The following is a 21,338-nucleotide window of genomic DNA, read 5'->3' as shown; positions in this document are numbered from 1 at the left end:
GTGGGTTTTCTTATTATTTATTAGTTTGTTGCTTCTTTTACTGCTTCTAATGCTTTGTCGTAGTCTGGATGATCCGTTCCTTCGCTAACATATTCAGCATAAGTAACTACATCATTTTTGTCCACTACGAATACAGAACGAGCTAGTAAACGTAATTCCTTTATACCAACACCGAATGCTTCTGCGAACGAAAAATCACGGTGATCGGAAAGCGTTTGAATAGCATCTGCAGCGTTTGCCCCGCACCAACGTGCTTGAGCGAATGGTAAGTCAGCAGAAATTGTTAAGATGACAACGTCTTCTCCTAAACTAGCAGCAGCTTGATTGAATTTGTTTGTTTGAGTTGAACAAACACCAGTATCTAGTGATGGGACTACACTGATCAAACGTACTTTACCAGCAGAATCTTGTAGCGTTACTGGGGATAAATCATTTGCTAACACCGTAAAGTTAGGTGCTTTTTCTCCTACTACTACTTCTTGACCAACTAAAGTGACCGGATTGTTTTTAAATGTTACTTGTGCCATAAATATGTAGCCTCCTTTTTCATTACATTCATCTTACTAGAATATGTTCTGTTCTTGCAACTCTTTTGCAACTGCAGAATGTTTATATGCATGTTTTTCATTTTTATCATAAATTGATTCATGAACTACTAACGTATCTGCGATAAAATCGTGAATTGCTTGTTTTTTTGGTGTAAACGCGACTGCTATATATGGAAGATTTAAAGGAATAATAGAGATAAGTCTTCCGATCCATTCTCTAAAAAGAACTGTCCCCCATGTTAGTTTAGTTCCATTTTTTGATATAACACGAATACCGAATATCATTTTCCCAACTGTTTGACTACAAAATTTAGTCATTAAAACAAAATAGACATAGAAAAGAAGCGCAGTAATAAGGCTAAATGGTGCATACCAAACTGGATTATTTAGCTCCCATGAGAAAAGCCGGAACACAGGTTTGATGATCAACATACCGATGGAAGCTAATATAAGGATATCCGCCGTGTAAGCCCAAAATCGAATCCAAAAACCAGCAGCTTTATACTCATATTCCACCGTACGATGAACGACTGCTTGCTCAGTTACTAGTGCTTTTTCTTGCCCATTTTGTTCATCTGGCTGTATAATCTCACTCATCTAAATCCCTCCTTAATTATTTCCAAATAGATACATCATTTTAGGTGCATTATTATCAGCGATTAACTTTCCGATTAGTTTTGTTTCCATATCAACGCCTAATAAAGATTGTGCTTTCATTGCGAATAATGAACCAAAGCTTTGAGAATGACCATATTCAAACACTTCCGCATTTTCTAGGTCATAATCAGTTTTAATCGCCGCAATGACATCTTCTAAAAATCCAAAGTCATCGGCAAGTCCTGCTTCGATCGCTTGTCGGCCATTGACGATTCGACCATCTGCTACTTTTTTCACTTCTGCTTCCGTCATATTTCGACCTTGTTCAATAATATCGACAAATTCTTCATACGAATCATTTAGCATTTCTTGCATCATATTTCTTTCTACATCTGTCATTTCTCTCGTTGGACTCATAATGTCTTTATAAGGTCCTGATTTAATCGTTACAAACTCGACCCCGTATTTTTCAGCTAGTTTTCCATAATTAATACTTTGCATAATGACACCAATAGAACCTGTCATCGTCTCTTTATTGACAAAGATTTTATCCGCTGGTGCTGAAATATAATATCCACCTGATGCTGCCATACTGCCCATTGATACATAAATTGGTTTTTCTGTTTCTTCTTGTATTTCTCTAATCTCTCGGTAAATTTCTGCAGATTCTACAACTCCACCACCAGGAGAATTAACTTGAAGGACAATTGCTTTTACTGAGTCATCCATTTTTACTTGTTCTAATTGCTGTAAAAAGAATTGGTGATTATATCCTTCTGCTGCAAAAAGAGAAGTAGCACTCCCAGTATCTTGTATTACTCCATCAACCGTTAATAATGCGATACGTTCATTCATACTGCCATCTTCTAATACCGTTTCATAAAAATCAGCACTAGAAACAGCCGCAAACTCATCTAACATAGTAGTCCAGTCTTTTGAAAATATACTAGACATCGTATTGACGCCTAAAGAAATAACTAATAATATAGATGCTCCTAAAATAGCAAACCATCGTTTCGTATTCATATACTATTTTCCTCCTTTGGGTATTCTCTTTACTTACGAAAAGAATAGCAAAATGTTTCACAAATCGTTAAAATAAATTCTATTTGCGCTTCCGCACTTCTATAATTTTCGAGGCAGTAAACAATATAAGTGCACACCAAATAAATGAAAAGGACAAAAATTCGATTTTACTAAACTGCTCTTTATAGATAATGACACCGATCAAAAGCATGAGTGTTGGTGCTATGTATTGTATAAACCCAGACATGTACAATGGAATACTTTTTGTTCCTTTAGCAAATAAGATAAGTGGAACTGCAGTTGCAACACCTGTCAATACAAGTAATATTACCGTCAGTACATCCGTTGAAAAAAATACAGCTTTCCCGGTCGCAACTATGTATGCAAAATATATAAGTGCTACTGGTAGGACAAAGAGAGTTTCAATCGTTAACCCTCTAAGTGCATCCACTTTTAACGTCTTTTTTATTAAGCCATAAAAAGCAAATGAAATCGCCAATGAAAACGAAATCCATGGTACTTGACCATAAGAAATAGATAAAATCAGTACGCCGACAGCTGCAATTATTACTGCTAATACTTGTGCTCTAGATAACTTCTCTTTTAAGAAAATTATTCCGAGTACTACGGAAAGTAATGGATTAATGTAATAACCTAAACTCGTTTGAACTATGTATCCTGCATTTACAGCGAAAATGAATATAAACCAATTACCAGATATTAAATAAGAAGCAATCACTAGACTCCAGAACGCTTTCTGATTTTTCCATAATTCTTTTATATCCATCACGAGCTGTTTATAATTACGACTTATCACTACAAGTAACAAAGTAAATACGAATGACCAAATAATACGACCTGCTAATATTTCATCACTTGAAACATGACCAAGCAGCTTCCAAAAAATTGGCATAAATCCCCACAAAACATAGGCAGCAGCGACTATTATTATTCCTTGTTTTTCTTCTTTTTGCACTTCCCCATCTCCTTATTTTTTCCACACGAAAATAATAGATTCATTATATTGCTTTAACCAGTTAAAGTAAACAAGAAAAACACGGAGAACATTTATCCCCGCGTTTTCATCTATTATCTTATTTGTTTTTGTTGTTCTTTTTGTCTTAACTCGATTCTTCTAATTTTTCCAGAAGTTGTTTTCGGTAATTCTTTTACAAACTCTATTTCTCTAGGATACTTATATGGAGCAGTGATCGTTTTCACATGATTTTGCAGTTCCTTTACCAATTCAGGGGAACCTTCGTTAGAGGAATCTAGCAATACTACGAAAGCTTTTACAATCGTCCCACGAACTTCATCTGGACTACCAACGACAGCACATTCCTGAACTGCTGGATGTTTAGTTAAAGCATCTTCTACTTCAAAAGGTCCAATAGTATAACCGGAACTAATAATAATGTCATCACTTCTACCCTCAAACCAAAAATAACCATCCTCGTCTTTTTTCGCTTGGTCTCCCGTTATATAGTAATTTCCTCTAAATTGCATCGCCGTACGCTCAGGGTCTTTTAAATATTCTTTGAAAAGTGCTGGAGTTTCTATATGCACTGCTATATCCCCAACTTCACCAGGAGCACAAATTTCTCCAAGATCATTGACAATCTCTACTGTATTCCCTGGAGTTGGTTTCCCCATAGAACCAGGTCTTGCTTCCATTCCTTTCATCGTTCCAACGAGCAACGTATTTTCAGTTTGGCCATAACCATCTCGAACTTCCAAGTTAAAGTTTTTCTCAAAAATCTCAATAACTTCTCTATTTAGTGGTTCTCCTGCAGATACTGCACTATTAAGCGAAGAAAGATCATAATTTGTTAAGCCCTCTACTTTTGCCATAATTCTATACTCAGTTGGCGTACAGCAAAGCACATTTACTTTTTTCTCTTGAATATTTTTCAAATACGTATTCGGCTCAAATTTCCCATTATATACATACCCAACTGCACCACTTCCAAGTACCGCTAGAAACGGGCTCCAAATCCATTTTTGCCAGCCAGGGCTTGCTGTTGCCCACACGATATCGCCTTCTTGAATACTCAGCCAGTTTGGACCAGATGTACGTAAATGTGCGAATGCCCATGCATGAGTATGAACTACTCCTTTTGGATTTCCAGTTGTTCCACTTGTATACGATAAGAATGCCATATCGTCTTTTAATGTATCTACAAGTTGGAATACATCACTTTCTTCAGACATTTCTTCAGTTAAGGACTTCCAACTATCTTTGCCTTTTCCGATCACAAATAATAGTTGGTCGTCTAAGTTTGATACTTCATTAAATTGGTCCAGAAATGGTTCATATGCAATAATCGCTTTTGCACCGCTATGAACCAGTCGATACTCAATATCTTTTGCCCGTAACATTTCAGAACTTGGAATAACAACTAATCCTGCTTTTAGTGCTGCTACATATACTTCATACGCTTCTATTAATCGAGGTACCATTATAAGAACAATGTCCCCTTTTTTAAGACCGTTGCGTGTGAATGCATTAGCAATTTGGTTGGATCGCTGCATTAATTGTTTATATGTACTCTTTTTAGTTTCTCCATTTTCAGATTCCCAAATGAGCGCTAATTTTTCTTCGTCTCTACTATATTTTTCAAACTCACTTACTAAGTTATAATGAGCTGGTGCTATTAAATCTTGTTTATTCAATACGATTCCTCCTCTACACTATTACTTAATTATAAAGGAATTTTTTAGATTGTTAAATATAAAATTAATTTTCTGAATACTGATGTGTGAAGACTCATCGCTCACTTGGCAGAAAGCCTCCATCCTGTAACGAAAATCATAGTGATAATTCCCGACGCATATCCCCTATATTTTACATTTCGCACAACAATAAACCGGTAGCCTGGGCTACCGGTTTATCTGTTTTATTATTTACTAAAACCGTTCATTTGTGATTGAGCTTGTTGCACTAATCGCTTTGTAATTTCTCCGCCTACGGATCCGTTGGCACGCGATGATGCGTCTGCTCCTAATTGTACTCCAAACTCTTGAGCAATTTCATATTTCATTTGATCAATTGCTTGTCTTACACCAGGAACTAAAAGTTGATTTGAGTTGTTACTGTTGTTGTTTGTCATGTCTCTCACCTCCTTGTGAAATTAGAATGGTCGTTTTTTCGAATTTCATGCACGAAGGATGAGAGGTATATTTTGTTAATTTTTAAAGCAGGTTTTCAAAGTCGTTTTTCTTTGCAGTTGGGAACGAGAGAACTTCTCTATTTTCCACTGCTTCTTTTATTAATTCATCATAATCCTTAAAGCTTTCGTAGTATTCCACTTTCTCCAGCTTAGGTTTGGTTTTAGGACAAGAAGGAGTGAATATCGTACAGCAATCTTCATAAGGTAAAATGGACGTCTCATAAGTTCCTATTTCCCGGGCAATATCTATAATATCTAATTTGTCCATGGAGATGAGTGGTCTGAAAACTGGTGTGGATGTCACTGCATTAATGGCAGTCAAGCTTTCGAGCGTTTGGCTAGCAACTTGCCCCAAACTTTCACCAGTTACAATACCTAATGCTCCAATTTCTTCTCGAACTAAATCTGCAATTTTCAGCATCATTCTTCTTGTTGTTGTCATAGATACATTTTCTGGAATTTGCGCAGCAATACTTTGCTGGATTTCAGTGAATGGAATGACATGGAGTCTTACAGTTGCTCCAAAATGACTTAATTGGTTTGCAAGATCCATTACTTTTTCTTTCGAACGCTCACTTGTAAACGGCGGGCTATGAAAATGAATAGCATCTAATCGAACTCCACGTTTCAAAAGCATATAACCTGCAACTGGGCTATCGATCCCACCAGACAGCATTAAAAGTGAACGACCATTTGAACCTAGTGGCATACCGCCAGCGCCAGGGATTACTTGGGCCATCATATAAACAGCGTCCGCCAGTACTTCAATACGTAAGTCTATTTCTGGTTTTTTTAATTGTACTTTTAAGGATGGATATTGTCTTAATACATGACTTGCTACGGTAGTCTGCAATTCATATGTATCAAGTGGGAATCTTTTATCTGAACGCTTCACTGTTACACGGAATGTTTTATTTTCACTATCTAAACTTTCCATTATTTGAAGCGCAGTTGCTTGAATATCTTCTACTTGCTGTGAACAAGAAGCGACAGGGCTAAATGACTGGATACCAAATATTTTTGGTAGACGCTTTATTAAAGCCTCGATTTCCGAGTCATCTGATGAAGTTAAAAACATTCGATCTCTTTCTGCATGCACTTTTATATTTGGCAGATCAACAAAAGAAAACTTTATGTTGTTTCGAAGATGTGATATAAACTGTTTTCTATTTCTTCCTTTTGTTGATAGTTCACCGTATCTTACTAATATTTTTTCCCATTTCATAAAAACTAATCTCCTTTAATGACTTTCATTACATTTGTAAATATTTTTTTGAACTGATTTATTTCTTCTTGAGTATTTATTGCGCTAAAACTAAGTCGAATAACTCCTTTAATATAGTCATCCTGTATATGCATAGCTTTTAATACATGGCTTGTTGTAGTTTGTCTGGATGAGCAAGCACTACTTGTAGAAACTATAACATTTTTTTGCTGTAAAGCATTAATAAGAACTTCTCCTTTTATTTTTCGGACAGAAAAAGAGACGATATGTGATGCCCTATTTGTAGGTGAAATCAGTTTAATCGACGGAAAAGATGTTAAAAAAGGAATAAGATTTTCTGTTATCTCTTTCATTGTTTTTGCATTTTCTTGCAAATTATCATGTGCCAATCTAACAGCTTTTGCAGTAGAAACTGCCAAAGGAACTGGTGTTGTCCCACTTCGAATACCTGATTCTTGACCGCCACCAAATAGCATTGGTTCTACTTCCATAAATTGTTTTAACGCTAAAAGACCTGAACCTTTTAAGCCATGAATTTTATGAGAAGAAATGGTTATTGCATCCACATCCAATGCACCAAAATGTACTGGTAACTTTCCAAAACTTTGCACTGCATCCATGTGTATTACTGCACGGCTATTCTGTCTTACATAGGCGGAAATTTCTTGGATTGGTTGAATTGCTCCTGTTTCGTTGTTAACATGCATGACACTTACCAAAATTGTATCGGTACGTAAAAGTTTTTTTACAGCGTCTATTACAATTATGCCATCTGAATTTACTGGAATCCATTCTACCTCAAATCCATTTTTCATTAGTTGCTTTGCTGCTTCCAATATGGAAGGATGTTCAATTTCTGAAACAAGTACATGTCTCCCACGAGTCTTATATTTATTTGCTAATCCAAAAATAGCTAAATTATTGGATTCTGTGCCACCGGATGTAAAATATATTTTATTAGGTGAAGTATGCAAAATTTCTGCTACTTGTTTTCTAGCTGATTGTAATAGTTCGTTTGTTTGATGACCAAATTCATGAATGGAAGCTGGATTTGCCCAAAATTTTTCGTTCACCGCTACAAAGGTTTTCATCACTTCTGGATGTACTTTCGTTGTAGCACTGTTATCAAAATAAATCACTTGATATTCCTCTCCTTTTCGGAAAAAAACCACCGTCACTTTTATAGTGAGGTGGTTCACGTTTTTATACAAAAACCTTTTGTCGTTTTGGACTGAATTTGTCCGACTTCCTAATTATGTACGCCAGGCCTCTTCTTTGACTAATACTTCGATTTTCTTCAATGCGCCTGGTTCTACTTCCTCTACAGCTGTTGCAGCATCTTCTAGCGCTTTTGCATATCTAAGTTGTCTGAAGGCTTCTTCTGCTTCTAACAAACGCGCATGTATATTAGGGTGGCTTGTACGATAACGATTTCCATATTGAATAATCTTTTCTGTAAGCAATACATTTTCTAACATTTCTTTTGCCCGTTTATGCACTTCTTCCATGCACGCTTCTGCCTTTTCTAAATAATTATCTACTAACGTCATATTTAGGGGCACTTCTTGAAGACTTTGCATCGCTACATAAATATGTTCTTCTGCTTCTTCCAACCGGACATCCATATCTTCCGGAATACCTGGTATATTCGCTTTTTGTAGCATACGATCGGTGTCATGTAAAATATGTTTTAATTCATCTAGTTTTTCGCGAGCTTTATTTTCATCAATTCGGAGATTTTTTAATCGGTTCGCAAAACGATCTTGTTCTTCATACAAACGATCCAATTCTTCCGCGATTTCGTTTAGCTCTTCCTGTAAGCTAGAGTATGCAGATCGTTCTTCTTCTACACGGGCAGAAAGAAGATCGAATTTCTTAGCTAATTCTTCCAATTCCTTTAAACAGCTTTGTGGTATTTCGGCCTCTTTTTCTGGTAAACGGTAGCTTTGTTGGACATAAGCCGCTTCTTCGCTTACTGCGCGAGTAACAGTTGTTACTTCTCTTAGACGGCTAGCTGTATGGTCTTTATGTTTGTCCACGTATTTTTTAGCAAGTACTTCTTTTTCTAATAAATCATAGAACGTTTCCAATTCATCTTTTATTTCATCTACTCTTACGATTGATTTCTCCACTTCAAGGTCTACAACCGCTACCTTTAAATCGATTAACTCTGCTTCTATTTCTGTTAATTTATTTGACATTTCAAGATGCTGTAAGTAATAAGAACTTTCTTCCATTTCTTTCTGACCATTTCGTAATTCATGGATTGTAGCAGGTATTTTATTTTGTATTTCTGTAAGAACGGTAGGAATATCATGCAATTTAGGAAAGAACTTTTTTCCTTTATCCTGCAAAGTAATAACAATTTCCCGAGCACTTAAATAATTTCCTGTCTCGGTTAACTCGTCAAATTCCTCAAAGTCTGGGATAAATGATTCTAGTTCGGCTTCTAATGCTGGGACTGTTTCTCCGAACGAATATTGATGAGCTAGCAACGTCTTCCTAGCGGCACGATGCTGTTCTTTTAGTTGTTCCATTTCTATTCTGTTTTTCTCTTCACTGCCGATTAACTCTTCTAGTTCTTTTAATATTCCAGACATTTTTTCGTCACAACTAGAAATTAATGTTTGAATCTCTTTTTCAATTTTAGAAGCTTTAGGAAAAATAAATTTGTCTATACTTTCTTCTGCATCAAATAAAAGAACATCGATTTTCGGCATTAGAACATCCATTACTTCCGTCCATGTATTTCGCCATCTTTCAAACATCTCTTCTGTTTGACCGTTCATGTTCAGTTGTTTTACTTTTGTCATTTCCTCTAAAATTGGTTTATTTTGAATTTGATGTTTTTCATGCTCTAAACGTTCAATCTCCGAATTATGTTTTCTTCTTATTATAAACGCAAAAACTGCAATTACTAAAAGTATAATGACTGCTGGGATGATATACTTCATCGTAAGCCCCCTGTTCCAAAATCAAAAAATTCTAATTCAAATGTTACTATATATATTACCATGCTTTTTATGTTATTGTTTCATAAAACAGTATAAAAGCAATGAATTATTTAAAATAAAGTTATTTCAACGATAAGGAGGCAGATTTTATTGAAAAAGGATGGTCATATTCATACACCTTATTGCCCACACGGAACGCCTGATTCCTTCCATTTATATATTGAAAAAGCAATTCAAAATGGATTTCATGAAATTACATTTACCGAACATGCTCCATTACCTACCAATTTTAATGATCCAACACCTGACAAAGACAGTGGGATGAACTTCAAACAACTCGAAGCTTACCTCTCCGATTTAAAGCAGTTGAAAAAGCAATATGAAAAAGATATTGTTATATCAACGGGATTGGAAATAGACTTTATCTCGGGGTTTGAACGAGAGACCGCTACCTTTTTAAATACATACGGTATGTACTTGGATGATTCCATTTTATCGGTACATTTTTTGTCTTTTCAAAACACCTACACATGTATCGACTATTCTAAATCTACTTATTTAAAATTTATAGAACTTGTAGGTAGTCCAATGGCTGTGTATAAATTGTATTATAAAACATTGATGGATTCAATAACGAGTCATTTAGGAATTTATAAACCGAAACGGATTGGTCATATTACCCTTGTACATAAATTTCAACACGCCTTCCCGGAAATCGTTGATGACCATGATGAAATAGTAGCAATTTTAATAGAAATTAAAAATCAACAGCTTCAATTAGATGTAAATAGTGCCGGTCTTGCAAAACCCTATTGTTTAGAAAGCTACCCAGCACCTTCTTATATACAATTAGCAAAACAATTAGACATACCTTTAGTATTTGGATCTGATGCGCACCAAGCAAAAGATTTGCATCAATATTATGATGACTTACAAGTATATTTGTAGAATGGAGACAAAAATATGTTCACAAAATCAACTTATTCAGAAGATTTATCAGCAAATTATTCAATGCTATCAAAACAATTAGATGCACTTTTAACAGGGGAAAGTAATGCAATCGCCAATTATAGCAATGCTTCTGCTTTATTAAATCAGTTTTTTGATCAAATTAACTGGGTTGGATTTTATTTGATGGAAGATGGTGAATTGGTTTTAGGACCGTTTCAAGGATTACCAGCTTGTGTAAGAATTCCCGTTGGTAAAGGGGTTTGTGGCACTGCAGCTCAGAACTTAGAAACAGTTATCGTTCCTGATGTACATGCTTTTCCAGGGCATATAGCATGTGACGCAGCTTCCCAATCGGAAATCGTGGTTCCTATCGTGAAAGAAGGAGTATTAGTTGGAGTTCTCGATATCGATAGCCCGATAAAAGAACGTTTTTCAGAACAAGATGCAATTGGCTTAGAACAATTTGTTCAAGTGCTTACTAAACATATTTAAGCAAAACAGAGGGAGCATCGACTCCCTCTGTTTTATAGTTTGGCAAATGCTTGCTTTAAATCTTCTATTAGATCCGTAGAATTTTCAAGGCCAACAGAAAGTCGGAGCAATCCGTCTGTTATCCCCATTTCCAGTCTTTCTTTTTCCGGTACAACCGAATGTGTCATCGTTGCTGGATGCTGGATTAACGTTTCTGCATCCCCTAAACTAACTGCAATTTTGATGAGCTTTAATTCATTCATAAACTTTTGAGCTTGCTTCAGTCCACCTGTCACGGTAAATGAGATAAGCCCGCCCCCACCTGTCATTTGCTTCTTTGCAATCTCATATTGAGGATTGTTCATATCAAAGGGATAGTAAATATTTTCTACTGGAGCAACTGTTTTTAAATAAGTCACAAGTTCCTCTGCATTTTTTGTATGCCGTTCCATCCGTACATGCATCGTTTTTATTCCTCTTATTAATAACCATGCATCAAACGGTGAAATAATGCCTCCGAAATCTTTTTGAACGGACAGTCGAATACTTTCTATTTCTTCTTTATTCCTTCCAACTAAGATTCCCGCAATAACATCTCCATGTCCATTAATATACTTTGTCGCGCTATGCAATACAAAATCGACTCCTAGTTTTAATGGGTTTTGTAGATAAGGAGATGAAAAGGTATTATCCACTACTACACGAATACGATGTTTCTTTGCAATCCTCGTGATTAATTCAATATCAACAATCTCCATTGTTGGATTAATAGGAGTTTCAATGTAAATACAAACAGTATTCGGTTTTATGGCGGCCTCAATTGCCTCCTCCGTATTCATTATGTCTAAATCATGCGCAACATTATATTTTTCTTTTAATATATTAAGGAGGCCGAATGTACAACCATATATCCCCCGGGTACAGAGGATATGATCACCTGACTTAGTTAAATGGACTAATATCGCACTAACAGCAGCCATCCCAGAACCGAATGCTAATGCACCTTCTCCATATTCTATTGCGGCCATTCGCTCTTCCAATACGCGAACAGTCGGATTCCCTAAACGAGAGTAAACCCCGCCAGTCTCTTCCCCGGCAAATCTTCTTGCTCCCTGCTCTGCCGTTTCAAATGCAAATGTAGAGGTTTGATATAAAGGTACTGCTAGGCTATCCTGATGAGTTGCTGTGTGATAGCCTGTATGAATATATGCTGTTTCCTTTTGTAATTTTTCATCATTCATCTATTTAACACCCCTTTTGTAAACGCTTACATTTAGTTTACACTGAATTGACAAAAATGAAAAGGCATCTCTTTACGAAAGATGAGATACCTCCATAACACTTAATTGATTTTTTCCTTTGTTTTTTGCCTCGTACAAAGCAATATCCGCTAGATGAAAAAGATGTTGAAAATCGATGTTATCATGTTGTTGCCAACTAGAAACGCCGATCGAAACTGTCACACTTGGACTCGTTTGCAATTGGATAGATTGCAATAATTGTTTGCATATTTCTATACCTTCTTCGAGTGTTTTTTGAGCATAATATACTGCTAGCTCTTCCCCACCCCATCTTGCTCCAATTCCTTTTTCTCCAACTTTGTTCTGGATAATGGAAGCAATTTGTTTTAATATCTCATCTCCAACTTGATGTCCATACGTATCGTTCACTTTTTTAAAATCATCAATGTCGATTAACACGAATACCCCGCGATTATTTATTGCCATAGAATTTTCCACATATTTATCTAAATATTTTCGCGCAAATAAATTTGTTAAATGATCACGATTCACCATTTCTTGCAATTTATTTCGCAGTGTAGAGTTACTTATAGCAAGTGATGAATGTTGTATAAGTGATTGCATTAATTTAAAGCTATCAAACGAAAAAAAATAAGGTTCTTTATGAAGCACTATACTAAAACCTGTAATCGTATTTTGCTCTTTTAATGGGACTGCAACGAGAGAGCGATACGCATATTGTAATGCTGTTTTTCGGTTAAAGTCGGCAACAAACAAAGAGTCTTTCACTTTGTTAAAATGCTTAGCAACAAATTGAATATACAATTGCCCTTCATCTGTATGAAAGTACTCATTACTCGCTGAGGAAATTTTGTATTCATCTTCTTCCATAAACACAAAACCTACTTGCTTTGGATGGAAAGATTTCATTAATTGATCTTTTAAGAAGATTAACATCTCTTCCATTGAAATATTCGTATTTAACTTATGGGATGTCTCGTTTATCAACTGTAAATCGGAAACTAATCTATGCGACTGAATATACAGCTTTGCGTTTTCTAGTGCATTTCCAGTTGTTTCGGCTAGTGAAGTAGCAAATTCTTTTTGTCGACTAGAGAAATGATAATCATCTGGGGCAGAAAGTTGCAATATACCATAAATTCCTTGTTTCCCTTTAATCGGTACATTTATTAATTGTACACTTAAATCTTGTATAAGCTCTGTTGTAATTTCGCCCGAAACATATGCATCTACTGTGGTCGGTCTTTCTGAAGTATAATCAAATAACTTATAAGGAATAGAAGTTTTTCTATCTTGGTCATTGGATAGTATTAATGTAGGTACTAATTGTGGAAATGCATTATTTATCGCAAACAATGTTCCATTTAATATCTCTCCTGAATCCAGTGTGGAATTAAATGTTCTTGTTACTCTAAACAAATTACGATATTGGTTTTCCTGTTGTATTAAAACAATCGATTGTTTTATTGTTTTCACTAGATTATTGATCGTACAAATAAATTCGTCTATACATCCACTTTCAGAGAACTCTTGCCATTTCATCGTTGAATCCATCACAAGTAATCCAATTGGTTGATTCTCACAATCCTTAAGTAAAATTTTAACCAATTTGTTCATGTTCATTTCCGTATCCCAAAAAGGAGTTTCGGTGAAATCTTTTTCATCAAAATAGGCTTTTATATCCACCCATTTAATCATATGTAATTTTTCCGTGTTCATATGATTTTCTCTTAATGGTCTAAGTGTATCTATGTCAAAAACCAAATAATGAGCCATTTTAACGCTGAAAAATTCTGACAATATAGATTTTAAGTCATTAAACCATTTCATAGTTGTTGTTCCATTTACAAGTAAGTTTTCATTATATACATCTAAAATGCGGCTTTTTACAAGTGCCATTATTACATCATTTTTCATGCGTACACCTCTCAGTTTTCTAAGAGCTAATTTGATACTTTTCTCACACTTTCATTATAATTCAATTTGACTATATTCCTTTAGATTTGTCAATTGTTTCTTGTGATTTATATCTATCCGTCTCTCCAAAAATGAATTTTATTGACTTTGTTTGTATAAAAGGATACAATCTAATTTGTGTAAAATAAATGCAGCAGTTGTATGGCCTAGATTGCTCATTTTGTTCCTCTATAAAAAGATGGTGTATCCCGTAACCCTCGGCTGCTAGGGCGATGGTACATGAAAACAAAATGTCTGCTAGTCTGAATACATCTGGTCTTATTTTACAACAAAATAAAACCAATATAAAGGAGGAGACATATATGTCTCGTTATACAGGTCCATCATGGAAACTATCACGTCGTCTTGGTATTTCACTAAGCGGTACTGGTAAAGAATTAGAAAAACGCCCTTACGCACCAGGACAACACGGTCCTAACCAACGTAAAAAATTAACAGAATACGGTATGCAATTACAAGAAAAACAAAAACTTCGTCACACTTACGGTGTTAACGAACGTCAATTCCGTACTCTTTTTGACAAAGCTGGTAAAATGCAAGGTAAACATGGTGAAAACTTCATGATCCTTCTTGAAACTCGCCTTGATAACGTTGTATACCGTCTAGGTCTTGCTCGTACACGTCGTGGAGCTCGTCAATTAGTTAACCACGGTCACGTTTTAGTTGATGGTAAACGTGTAGATATTCCATCATTCAGCGTAAAACCAGGTCAAGAAATTTCTCTTCGTGAAAAATCTCAAAACCTAGACGTTGTAAACGAATCAATCGAAGTAAACAACTTCGTTCCAGAATACTTAACATTTGACGCTGATAACAAGGTTGGTACTTTCGTTCGCCTACCAGAGCGTAGCGAATTATCTGCTGAAATTAACGAAGCTCTAATCGTTGAGTTCTACTCTCGTTAATCTAGAGTCAGTATTAAAAGCCCTCAAAATCTTGATAACACAAGGTTTTGGGGCTTTTTTTATTCTATTGGTTACTCGTATTAAAGTCTAAGCATAAATCATCTTATAAGACAATGCATTTTAAGGAATCTACTGTGATCTTCCTTGCATGTTGGAAAAATCAATGGAAATAGCTAACTTATCAGGGTTTACTATCAATAAAAGATGGTTGAACGAGACAATATCCACTATGAACGTGAAAATCTCTCCTCTCCTAACACCCCAAAATACCTCTCAAAAGGGTCAACCCAGACTAGCAGATGCTAGTCTGGTGAGTTCGGCGAGCTTTAATACATATTATTCCTATAATATACCGACATCATAGTCGTCTTACTCCAAGTAAAGAATTATTTTAAGAATTAGTTGCTTTTATCATCAATTTAGATGCTCTCATGTTAATTTAGTTGCTTTCGGTCTGAAACTAGTTGCTCTCAATAGCTGTTTGATTGTCCTTAGCCATTCTTTGGAATTTTGCACGACATTGTGAGATACTGCAGGAACATTAGCGACGTAATGGCTCGTCGCTCACCCGGTGGAAATGAAGCTTCTAGAGATATGTTGCTTTAACTAATTTTCTTAGGCTTCTAAATTTCTGCAAACAAAAAAGCGCCAGTCTAATTGAATAGAAAAACGCTTTCTTTAGGTCTATTCTTTTTTCATTCCTTCGATTAAATCCAATAACCGTTGTTTCGTCTCGTTTGTTTCTTCTTTTAGTATTTTAAAATCATATCCTGATTTATCCTCATTCTTATGAACTTCTACTAAATCTCCTATTTTTGCCTCTATCGTAAACTTCTCTTTCAAAATAACTAACTTGTTAGCTTTGTTATTCTTTTCAAATAGAATGACAAAAAAATCGTCGAAACGATCTAATATGTATTTTTTTGTAGCCATTACTCCCAGCCCCTCGATCCAAATAATTAACATAATAAAGTGAAATAAAAAAAACTAAAATGATTGAAAATTTCTCTTCTATTATCATTCTATACTATTTAACGCTCATTTTTCATCCTATTTCATATAAAATTTAAAATTTCTTAGTAAATTCATGATTATTTCACCATTCGACGTAAATACTAAGAACTGAAATGATGAAAAATCGGAGGATACACATATGAAAAATAATAATACCCATACGTCAACAAATAAAAAAATGAAAAATACACATGTTAGTACAAACTTCAATGAACCCGAGAAATTAACCAACCATGAAAAGAAAAAACTGCAAGTAAAAGATGGACAGAACAATCATCATGTAGATGAACGAGGTGGATTTTAAGTCTTGTCCCTTCTGTTAAAAAGCTACTTCCCTATATTTATTGGGAAGTAGCTTTCATTTTATCCCCCATTAGCGGCAATTCAAGACTACTACTTCAAGATTTAAGAAAAGTGAAATGATAAGCGGGAGATTCACTGCTGGCATGCGCCAGATGAAATAATCGCAGACTAAGTACGCAACATCGTGTGGGCCACAACTAACAATCAGTGGGGATGAAGCTCCCCACTGATTGATGTTTCATTTTATACAAATTTAATCATTTTATAATTTTTCTTACCTCTACGTACAATCATAAACTCATCTTCTAGTCGGTCTGCACTTCCTACTACATATGCAACATCCGTTACTTTTTCACCATTTATAGAAATTGCACCGTTTGTTACATCTTCACGAGCCTGCCTTTTCGAAGGAGATACGCTTGCTTCTACGATAAAGTCTACAATAGCTTTTTCTTCTTTGGACATTTCTACCGATGGCACATCTTTAAAAGCATCTTTCATCTCATCAGCAGTTAGCTCTTTCAGGTTTCCACTGAACAACGCGCGAGATATACGAACTGCTTGCTCTAAAGCTTCTTCTCCGTGAATCAGGCGAGTCATTTCTTCCGCTAATGTTGTCTGTGCTTTACGTAAATGCGGTTCATTTTCAACTGACTCAGCTAATGCTTCAATTTCACTGCGATCTAAGAACGTAAATATTTTCATGTATTTAATAACATCTGCATCTGCAGTGTTGATCCAAAATTGGTAAAACTCATATGGAGAAGTCTTTTTCGCATCTAACCATACGGCACCTGATGCTGATTTACCGAATTTTGTTCCATCAGCTTTTGTTACTAATGGAATTGTAATCCCGAAAGCTTTTGTTTCTTCTTCATGCGTCTTGCGAATCACTTCTAGACCAGTTGTTATATTCCCCCATTGATCCGATCCGCCGACTTGCACTTTACAGTTATACGTATTGAATAAATGATTGAAGTCGATACCTTGAATTAATGTGTACGCAAATTCTGTAAAAGAAAGACCAGAATCTAAACGAGAAGCAATGGAATCTTTCCCTAACATGTAGTTAATGTTGATAAGCTTACCGAAATCACGTAAAAACTCGATAACGGACATTGGTCCAATCCAGTCGTGATTATTAACCATTTGGGCACCATTGTCGGTATTAAAATCGAAAATCCGCTCCATTTGAGTTTTAATCCCTTTTACATTTTTATCAATTTGCTCAGTTGTTTGTAGTACCCGTTCCTCAGAACGACCAGATGGATCTCCAACCATTCCTGTTGCCCCACCTACTAGTAAAATCGGACGGTGGCCATGTAATTGAAAACGTCTTAAAGTTAGTAATGGAACGATATGTCCAATATGCATACTATCTGCAGTTGGGTCCACCCCACAGTATAAAGAAATCTTTTCTTTATTCAATAAATCCTTTAATCCTTCTGCATCTGTTTGCTGATAAATGAGTCCTCTCCAAGATAAATCTTCTAGTAATGCATTTGTCATTTCAATCTCCTCCTTAAAATAAAAAAGTCCCCACATGAAATAAATCATGCAGGGACGCTTGAGTCTACTAGCGCGGTACCACCCAGCTTGAAGGTATTTAACCTTCCGCTTCAATCACAGTATCGTCGTGAAAACGTCTAACTCCAAGCCTGTAATTCATCCATTGTACACTGACTAGCTTTCACCAACCGCTAGCTCTCTATACAGTATGCACAACAACTACTCCGGACTTTTCTTCGTTAAAAATCAAATTCGCCTTGGCGTATTTGCGTCTAGATTTTGTATTGAGCAAGCTCAATTAACTCCTTTCAAAATCTATGACATCCGCCGGAGGCTTTTCACTTTATTTAGTTGGGGCTTAGACCCCAGCTAAATAAAGTGAAAATATATACCTATTTTACCTAATCTAAAACGTATGTCAATAACTATCGTATACAGATAGTTGGTTATGGTATAATAATTCTTGATTTGGGGGTCGAATAATCAATGAAAAAATGGATGGAGAAAATCCAATTCTATACAGAGAGAATGAATAAGTGGCAGTCTACTAAATGGGCAAAAGGTTTACGAATTTCTTCTGGTGTTATATGGAACTTATGCTTATTATTCCTCGTAATATTTCTTGCGCTTGGAGTATTTGCTGCTTCTGTTGGTGCCGGTTATTTCGCATCACTTGTAAAAGAAGAGCCACTTCGAGCTAAAGAAGAGATGAGAGCGAACGTTTTTAATTATGAAGAAACGTCTGAAATCTATTTTGCAGAAAATGTGTATTTAGGAAAACTAAGAACCGATTTGGAACGTACGGAAACAAAACTGGCTTCCGTTTCCCCATATGTCATTGACGCGGTACTTGCGACAGAAGATGAATATTTTGAAGTACATAATGGGATCGTACCGAAAGCAATATTTCGCGGTCTACTTCAAGACTTTACAAATTCCGACACACAAACTGGTGGATCCACTTTAACGCAACAATTAATAAAAAATCAGATTTTAACAAATGAAGTATCATATGAACGAAAAGCAAAAGAAATTCTCTTAGCAATGCGCTTAGAACATTTCATGACAAAAGAGGAAGTATTAGAAGCCTACTTAAATATTATCCCTTACGGACGAAATGCAAACGGCAGAAATATTGCAGGAATTGAAACAGCTGCAAACGGTATTTTTAATGTAAAAGCAAAAGATCTTACATTGCCACAAGCTGCTTATATCGCTGGGATACCACAAGCACCATTTGCCTACACTCCATTTAGACAAGGTGGAGAAAAAAAGGAAGGTGAGGCATTAAAACCTGGTATTGAGCGTATGAAGACAGTATTATATCGTATGAAAGAAACTGGTTATATTTCAAAAGAAGAATATGATTCTGCTGTAAATTATGATATAACACAAGACTTTAGAGAGCCTGAAGTTGTAGCTGAAGATAAATATCCTTGGTTAACTCATGAAGTAGAAAACCGTGTAAAGGAAATTTTAAGAGGACAACTTGCTAGTGCAGATGGAATTGATCCTGAAAGACTAGCAGTAGAACCGAAGTTATTTGAGAAATATGATATTGTAGCTGAACGCTCTATTCGAACAGGTGGATATCGAATTCATACTACGATTAATAAAGAAATGTTCGAGGCAATGTTAAAAGTAAAAGATGAATTCGAGTATTATGGACATACGTACACAAAAGAAGTGAAAGATCCAAATACCGGGGAAATCATTACAAAAGATTTCCCCGTTCAAGTTGGAAGTATGCTGATCGAAAATGGTACTGGAAAAATATTAACCTTCCTTGGTGGACGAGATTATAATTTAGAACAATACAATCATGCAACACAGGCTGTTCGTCCAATTGGTTCAACGATGAAGCCCCTACTAGTATATGCACCTGCAATCGAATATGGGGTCATCGGTGCTGGAAGTCCAGTAGTGGATATTAAGCTGGATAATTTAAAAGGAACAACTTGGGCTAAATCACCAGCTAACTATACAATTGCACAAGAAAAAGGGATTATTTCCGCACGAAGTTCACTAATGACTTCTCAAAACCTATCAACCATTCGATTATATGATTTGATCATGGATCGAAAACCGACGGACTTTTTAATGAAAATGGGATTTAAACATATTGAAGAGAATGAGTATGCAAACCATGCACTTTCTATCGGTGGGATGACGAATGGTGCTACCGTGGAAGAAAATACAAATGCATTTGCTACCTTTGCAAACAACGGTCAATTTATCGATGCTTATATGGTCGAAAAGATTGAAGATGTGGAAGGTAATATTATTTATGAACACGAAACCGAACCGGTACAAGTTTTCAGTCCTGCAACTGCTTATATCATTACTGATATGATGCGTGATGTATTATCTGGTGGTACTGCAAAATTAGCGAACTCACGACTAAAATTCCAATCTGATTTCGCAGCTAAAACTGGGACAACTCAAAATCATAATGACTCTTGGCTCGTTGGATACAATCCAAATGTCTCATTAGGAGTGTGGCTTGGTTACGATGATAATACAAAATCGTTATTTTATATGAATAACCGTTATAATCATCCAAGTGTGCGAGTGAATATGCTATGGTCCAATATGATGAATGCTATGTATGACGTATCGCCAGAACTAGTCGATGCACCGAATGCTTTCCCAGTTCCCGAAGGTGTCGTTACGAGATCTTTCTGTGGTATTTCTGGACTAGCTCCTTCCGATGCATGTGCAAAAGCTGGATTAGTCAAATCTGATTTATTTAACGCTGCTGCCATGTTACCAACTGGAGCGGATGATAGTTTAATCTCCTCTTCTTATGTGGTGATAAATGGTAATAGATACCGTGCCTTAGATTCTACGCCTAGTGAATTTGTCGTTCAAGGTGGCTATGGAGTAAACGAAGACTTCATTACACGAATGCTCGGTAGATTTGGTGGAAATGCAAGCAAGCTTTTCCCAGAGGATTCTAGTTTCGGTGGCAATGTAGTGTCCGAAGAAGTATTTAAAGCAGATGGTAGTCCTCCTTCTGCAGTAAATGCCACGATTTCTGGAAAAACAATAACATGGGCAAAATCAGCATCGTCTGATGTCGTTGGTTACCGTGTATTCCAAGTTGTCGATGGTCAACGAGTACTTGTCGCAACTAAAGCTGAGGCGGAGTCACCTAGCTATACGATAAGCGGTCCCGGACAATATATTATTGTATCTGTAGACATCACTGGTTTACAATCAGGTGCTTCCAATATTGTGTCGCTAGAAGCCGAGCAAACAGAAACGCCAGTTGAACCTGTCACGCCGCCAACTGCTCCAGAAAATGGTGAGGATGACATAATAGATGATGAAATTGTAACTCCTCCTTCAGGTGAAGAACCTTCAGAAGAAGAAGATACAACATCAGCAAGAAGATAAAAGCAAAAGCCAGAGCATCCTTATTCA

Annotated in this window: 18 protein-coding genes and 1 other annotated feature; of the genes, 5 read left to right on the top strand and 13 right to left on the bottom strand. The window is 36.0% G+C overall.

From position 1 onward, the window contains the following. Window positions 1-20 precede the first annotated feature (20 nt). The 9 genes from tpx to ezrA form a co-directional block, all read right to left on the bottom strand. Complete coding sequence (gene tpx / locus ACIQ38_RS06740) at window positions 21-527, bottom strand: thiol peroxidase (protein ID WP_402819939.1); 507 nt, start codon at window positions 525-527, stop codon at window positions 21-23. Window positions 528-563: 36 nt separating this feature from the next. Continuing rightward, the gene (locus ACIQ38_RS06735; RefSeq protein ID WP_402819936.1) at window positions 564-1,145 is read right to left on the bottom strand and encodes an RDD family protein; all 582 of its coding nucleotides are present in this window, start codon (window positions 1,143-1,145) and stop codon (window positions 564-566) included. Between the two features lie 12 nt (window positions 1,146-1,157). Continuing rightward, the gene (gene sppA / locus ACIQ38_RS06730; protein WP_402819934.1) at window positions 1,158-2,171 is read right to left on the bottom strand and encodes a signal peptide peptidase SppA; all 1,014 of its coding nucleotides are present in this window, start codon (window positions 2,169-2,171) and stop codon (window positions 1,158-1,160) included. Between the two features lie 79 nt (window positions 2,172-2,250). Then, window positions 2,251-3,147, bottom strand: a complete 897-nt coding sequence (gene rarD, locus ACIQ38_RS06725) for an EamA family transporter RarD (protein ID WP_402819931.1) — start codon at window positions 3,145-3,147, stop codon at window positions 2,251-2,253. Window positions 3,148-3,260: 113 nt separating this feature from the next. Further along, window positions 3,261-4,844 (bottom strand): acyl-CoA synthetase MbcS, encoded by a 1,584-nt coding sequence (mbcS, locus tag ACIQ38_RS06720; protein ID WP_402819928.1) that lies wholly within the window; start codon window positions 4,842-4,844, stop codon window positions 3,261-3,263. Between the two features lie 227 nt (window positions 4,845-5,071). After that, entirely contained in the window at window positions 5,072-5,281 is a 210-nt protein-coding gene (locus ACIQ38_RS06715; protein ID WP_402819925.1) for an alpha/beta-type small acid-soluble spore protein, read from the bottom strand. An 82-nt stretch (window positions 5,282-5,363) separates the two neighbouring features. Beyond that, complete coding sequence (gene thiI / locus ACIQ38_RS06710; protein WP_402819922.1) at window positions 5,364-6,566, bottom strand: tRNA uracil 4-sulfurtransferase ThiI; 1,203 nt, start codon at window positions 6,564-6,566, stop codon at window positions 5,364-5,366. A gap of 5 nt (window positions 6,567-6,571) precedes the next feature. Continuing rightward, entirely contained in the window at window positions 6,572-7,705 is a 1,134-nt protein-coding gene (locus ACIQ38_RS06705; RefSeq protein WP_402819919.1) for a cysteine desulfurase family protein, read from the bottom strand. Window positions 7,706-7,819: 114 nt separating this feature from the next. After that, window positions 7,820-9,520 (bottom strand): septation ring formation regulator EzrA, encoded by a 1,701-nt coding sequence (gene ezrA, locus ACIQ38_RS06700; protein ID WP_402819916.1) that lies wholly within the window; start codon window positions 9,518-9,520, stop codon window positions 7,820-7,822. A 150-nt stretch (window positions 9,521-9,670) separates the two neighbouring features. Between ezrA and hisJ the strand changes: the two genes are divergently transcribed. Further along, window positions 9,671-10,468 carry a histidinol-phosphatase HisJ gene (hisJ, locus tag ACIQ38_RS06695; RefSeq protein WP_402819913.1) on the top strand — a complete coding sequence of 266 codons (798 nt, stop codon included), beginning with the start codon at window positions 9,671-9,673 and terminating at the stop codon, window positions 10,466-10,468. A 15-nt stretch (window positions 10,469-10,483) separates the two neighbouring features. Next, entirely contained in the window at window positions 10,484-10,963 is a 480-nt protein-coding gene (locus ACIQ38_RS06690; RefSeq protein ID WP_402819910.1) for a GAF domain-containing protein, read from the top strand. A gap of 32 nt (window positions 10,964-10,995) precedes the next feature. Here the strand turns inward: ACIQ38_RS06690 and megL are convergent, their stop codons facing one another. Continuing rightward, on the bottom strand, window positions 10,996-12,183 hold the full coding sequence (gene megL / locus ACIQ38_RS06685; protein ID WP_402819907.1) for a methionine gamma-lyase: 1,188 nt from the start codon (window positions 12,181-12,183) through the stop codon (window positions 10,996-10,998). A 72-nt stretch (window positions 12,184-12,255) separates the two neighbouring features. Further along, window positions 12,256-14,121: a sensor domain-containing diguanylate cyclase gene (locus ACIQ38_RS06680; RefSeq protein ID WP_402819904.1), complete on the bottom strand. Its 1,866-nt coding sequence runs from the start codon at window positions 14,119-14,121 to the stop codon at window positions 12,256-12,258. 362 nt (window positions 14,122-14,483) lie between these two features. On the opposite strand from ACIQ38_RS06680, the gene rpsD reads away from it, so the two are divergent. Beyond that, window positions 14,484-15,086: a 30S ribosomal protein S4 gene (rpsD, locus tag ACIQ38_RS06675; RefSeq protein ID WP_402819901.1), complete on the top strand. Its 603-nt coding sequence runs from the start codon at window positions 14,484-14,486 to the stop codon at window positions 15,084-15,086. Between the two features lie 684 nt (window positions 15,087-15,770). Here rpsD and ACIQ38_RS06670 read toward each other — a convergent pair. Beyond that, entirely contained in the window at window positions 15,771-16,019 is a 249-nt protein-coding gene (locus ACIQ38_RS06670; protein WP_402819898.1) for a DUF3006 family protein, read from the bottom strand. Window positions 16,020-16,239: 220 nt separating this feature from the next. Here ACIQ38_RS06670 and ACIQ38_RS06665 point away from each other — a divergent pair, with 220 nt between their 5' ends. Continuing rightward, a complete protein-coding gene (locus ACIQ38_RS06665; protein ID WP_402819895.1) occupies window positions 16,240-16,404 on the top strand; it encodes a hypothetical protein in 165 nt (54 codons plus the stop codon). A 242-nt stretch (window positions 16,405-16,646) separates the two neighbouring features. On the opposite strand, the gene tyrS is transcribed toward ACIQ38_RS06665, so the two are convergent. Then, window positions 16,647-17,912, bottom strand: coding sequence for a tyrosine--tRNA ligase (gene tyrS, locus ACIQ38_RS06660; RefSeq protein WP_402819892.1), 1,266 nt, complete (start codon window positions 17,910-17,912; stop codon window positions 16,647-16,649). Between the two features lie 47 nt (window positions 17,913-17,959). Further along, window positions 17,960-18,158 (bottom strand) — a binding site (T-box leader). Window positions 18,159-18,398: 240 nt separating this feature from the next. Between tyrS and ACIQ38_RS06655 the strand changes: the two genes are divergently transcribed. Then, entirely contained in the window at window positions 18,399-21,311 is a 2,913-nt protein-coding gene (locus ACIQ38_RS06655) for a transglycosylase domain-containing protein (RefSeq protein ID WP_402819889.1), read from the top strand. The last annotated feature ends 27 nt before the right edge of the window (window positions 21,312-21,338 follow it).

This window comes from Psychrobacillus sp. NPDC096389 (assembly GCF_044762855.1).
Lineage (GTDB): Bacteria > Bacillota > Bacilli > Bacillales_A > Planococcaceae > Psychrobacillus.
This window is presented reverse-complemented; position numbering and strand designations above follow the sequence as displayed.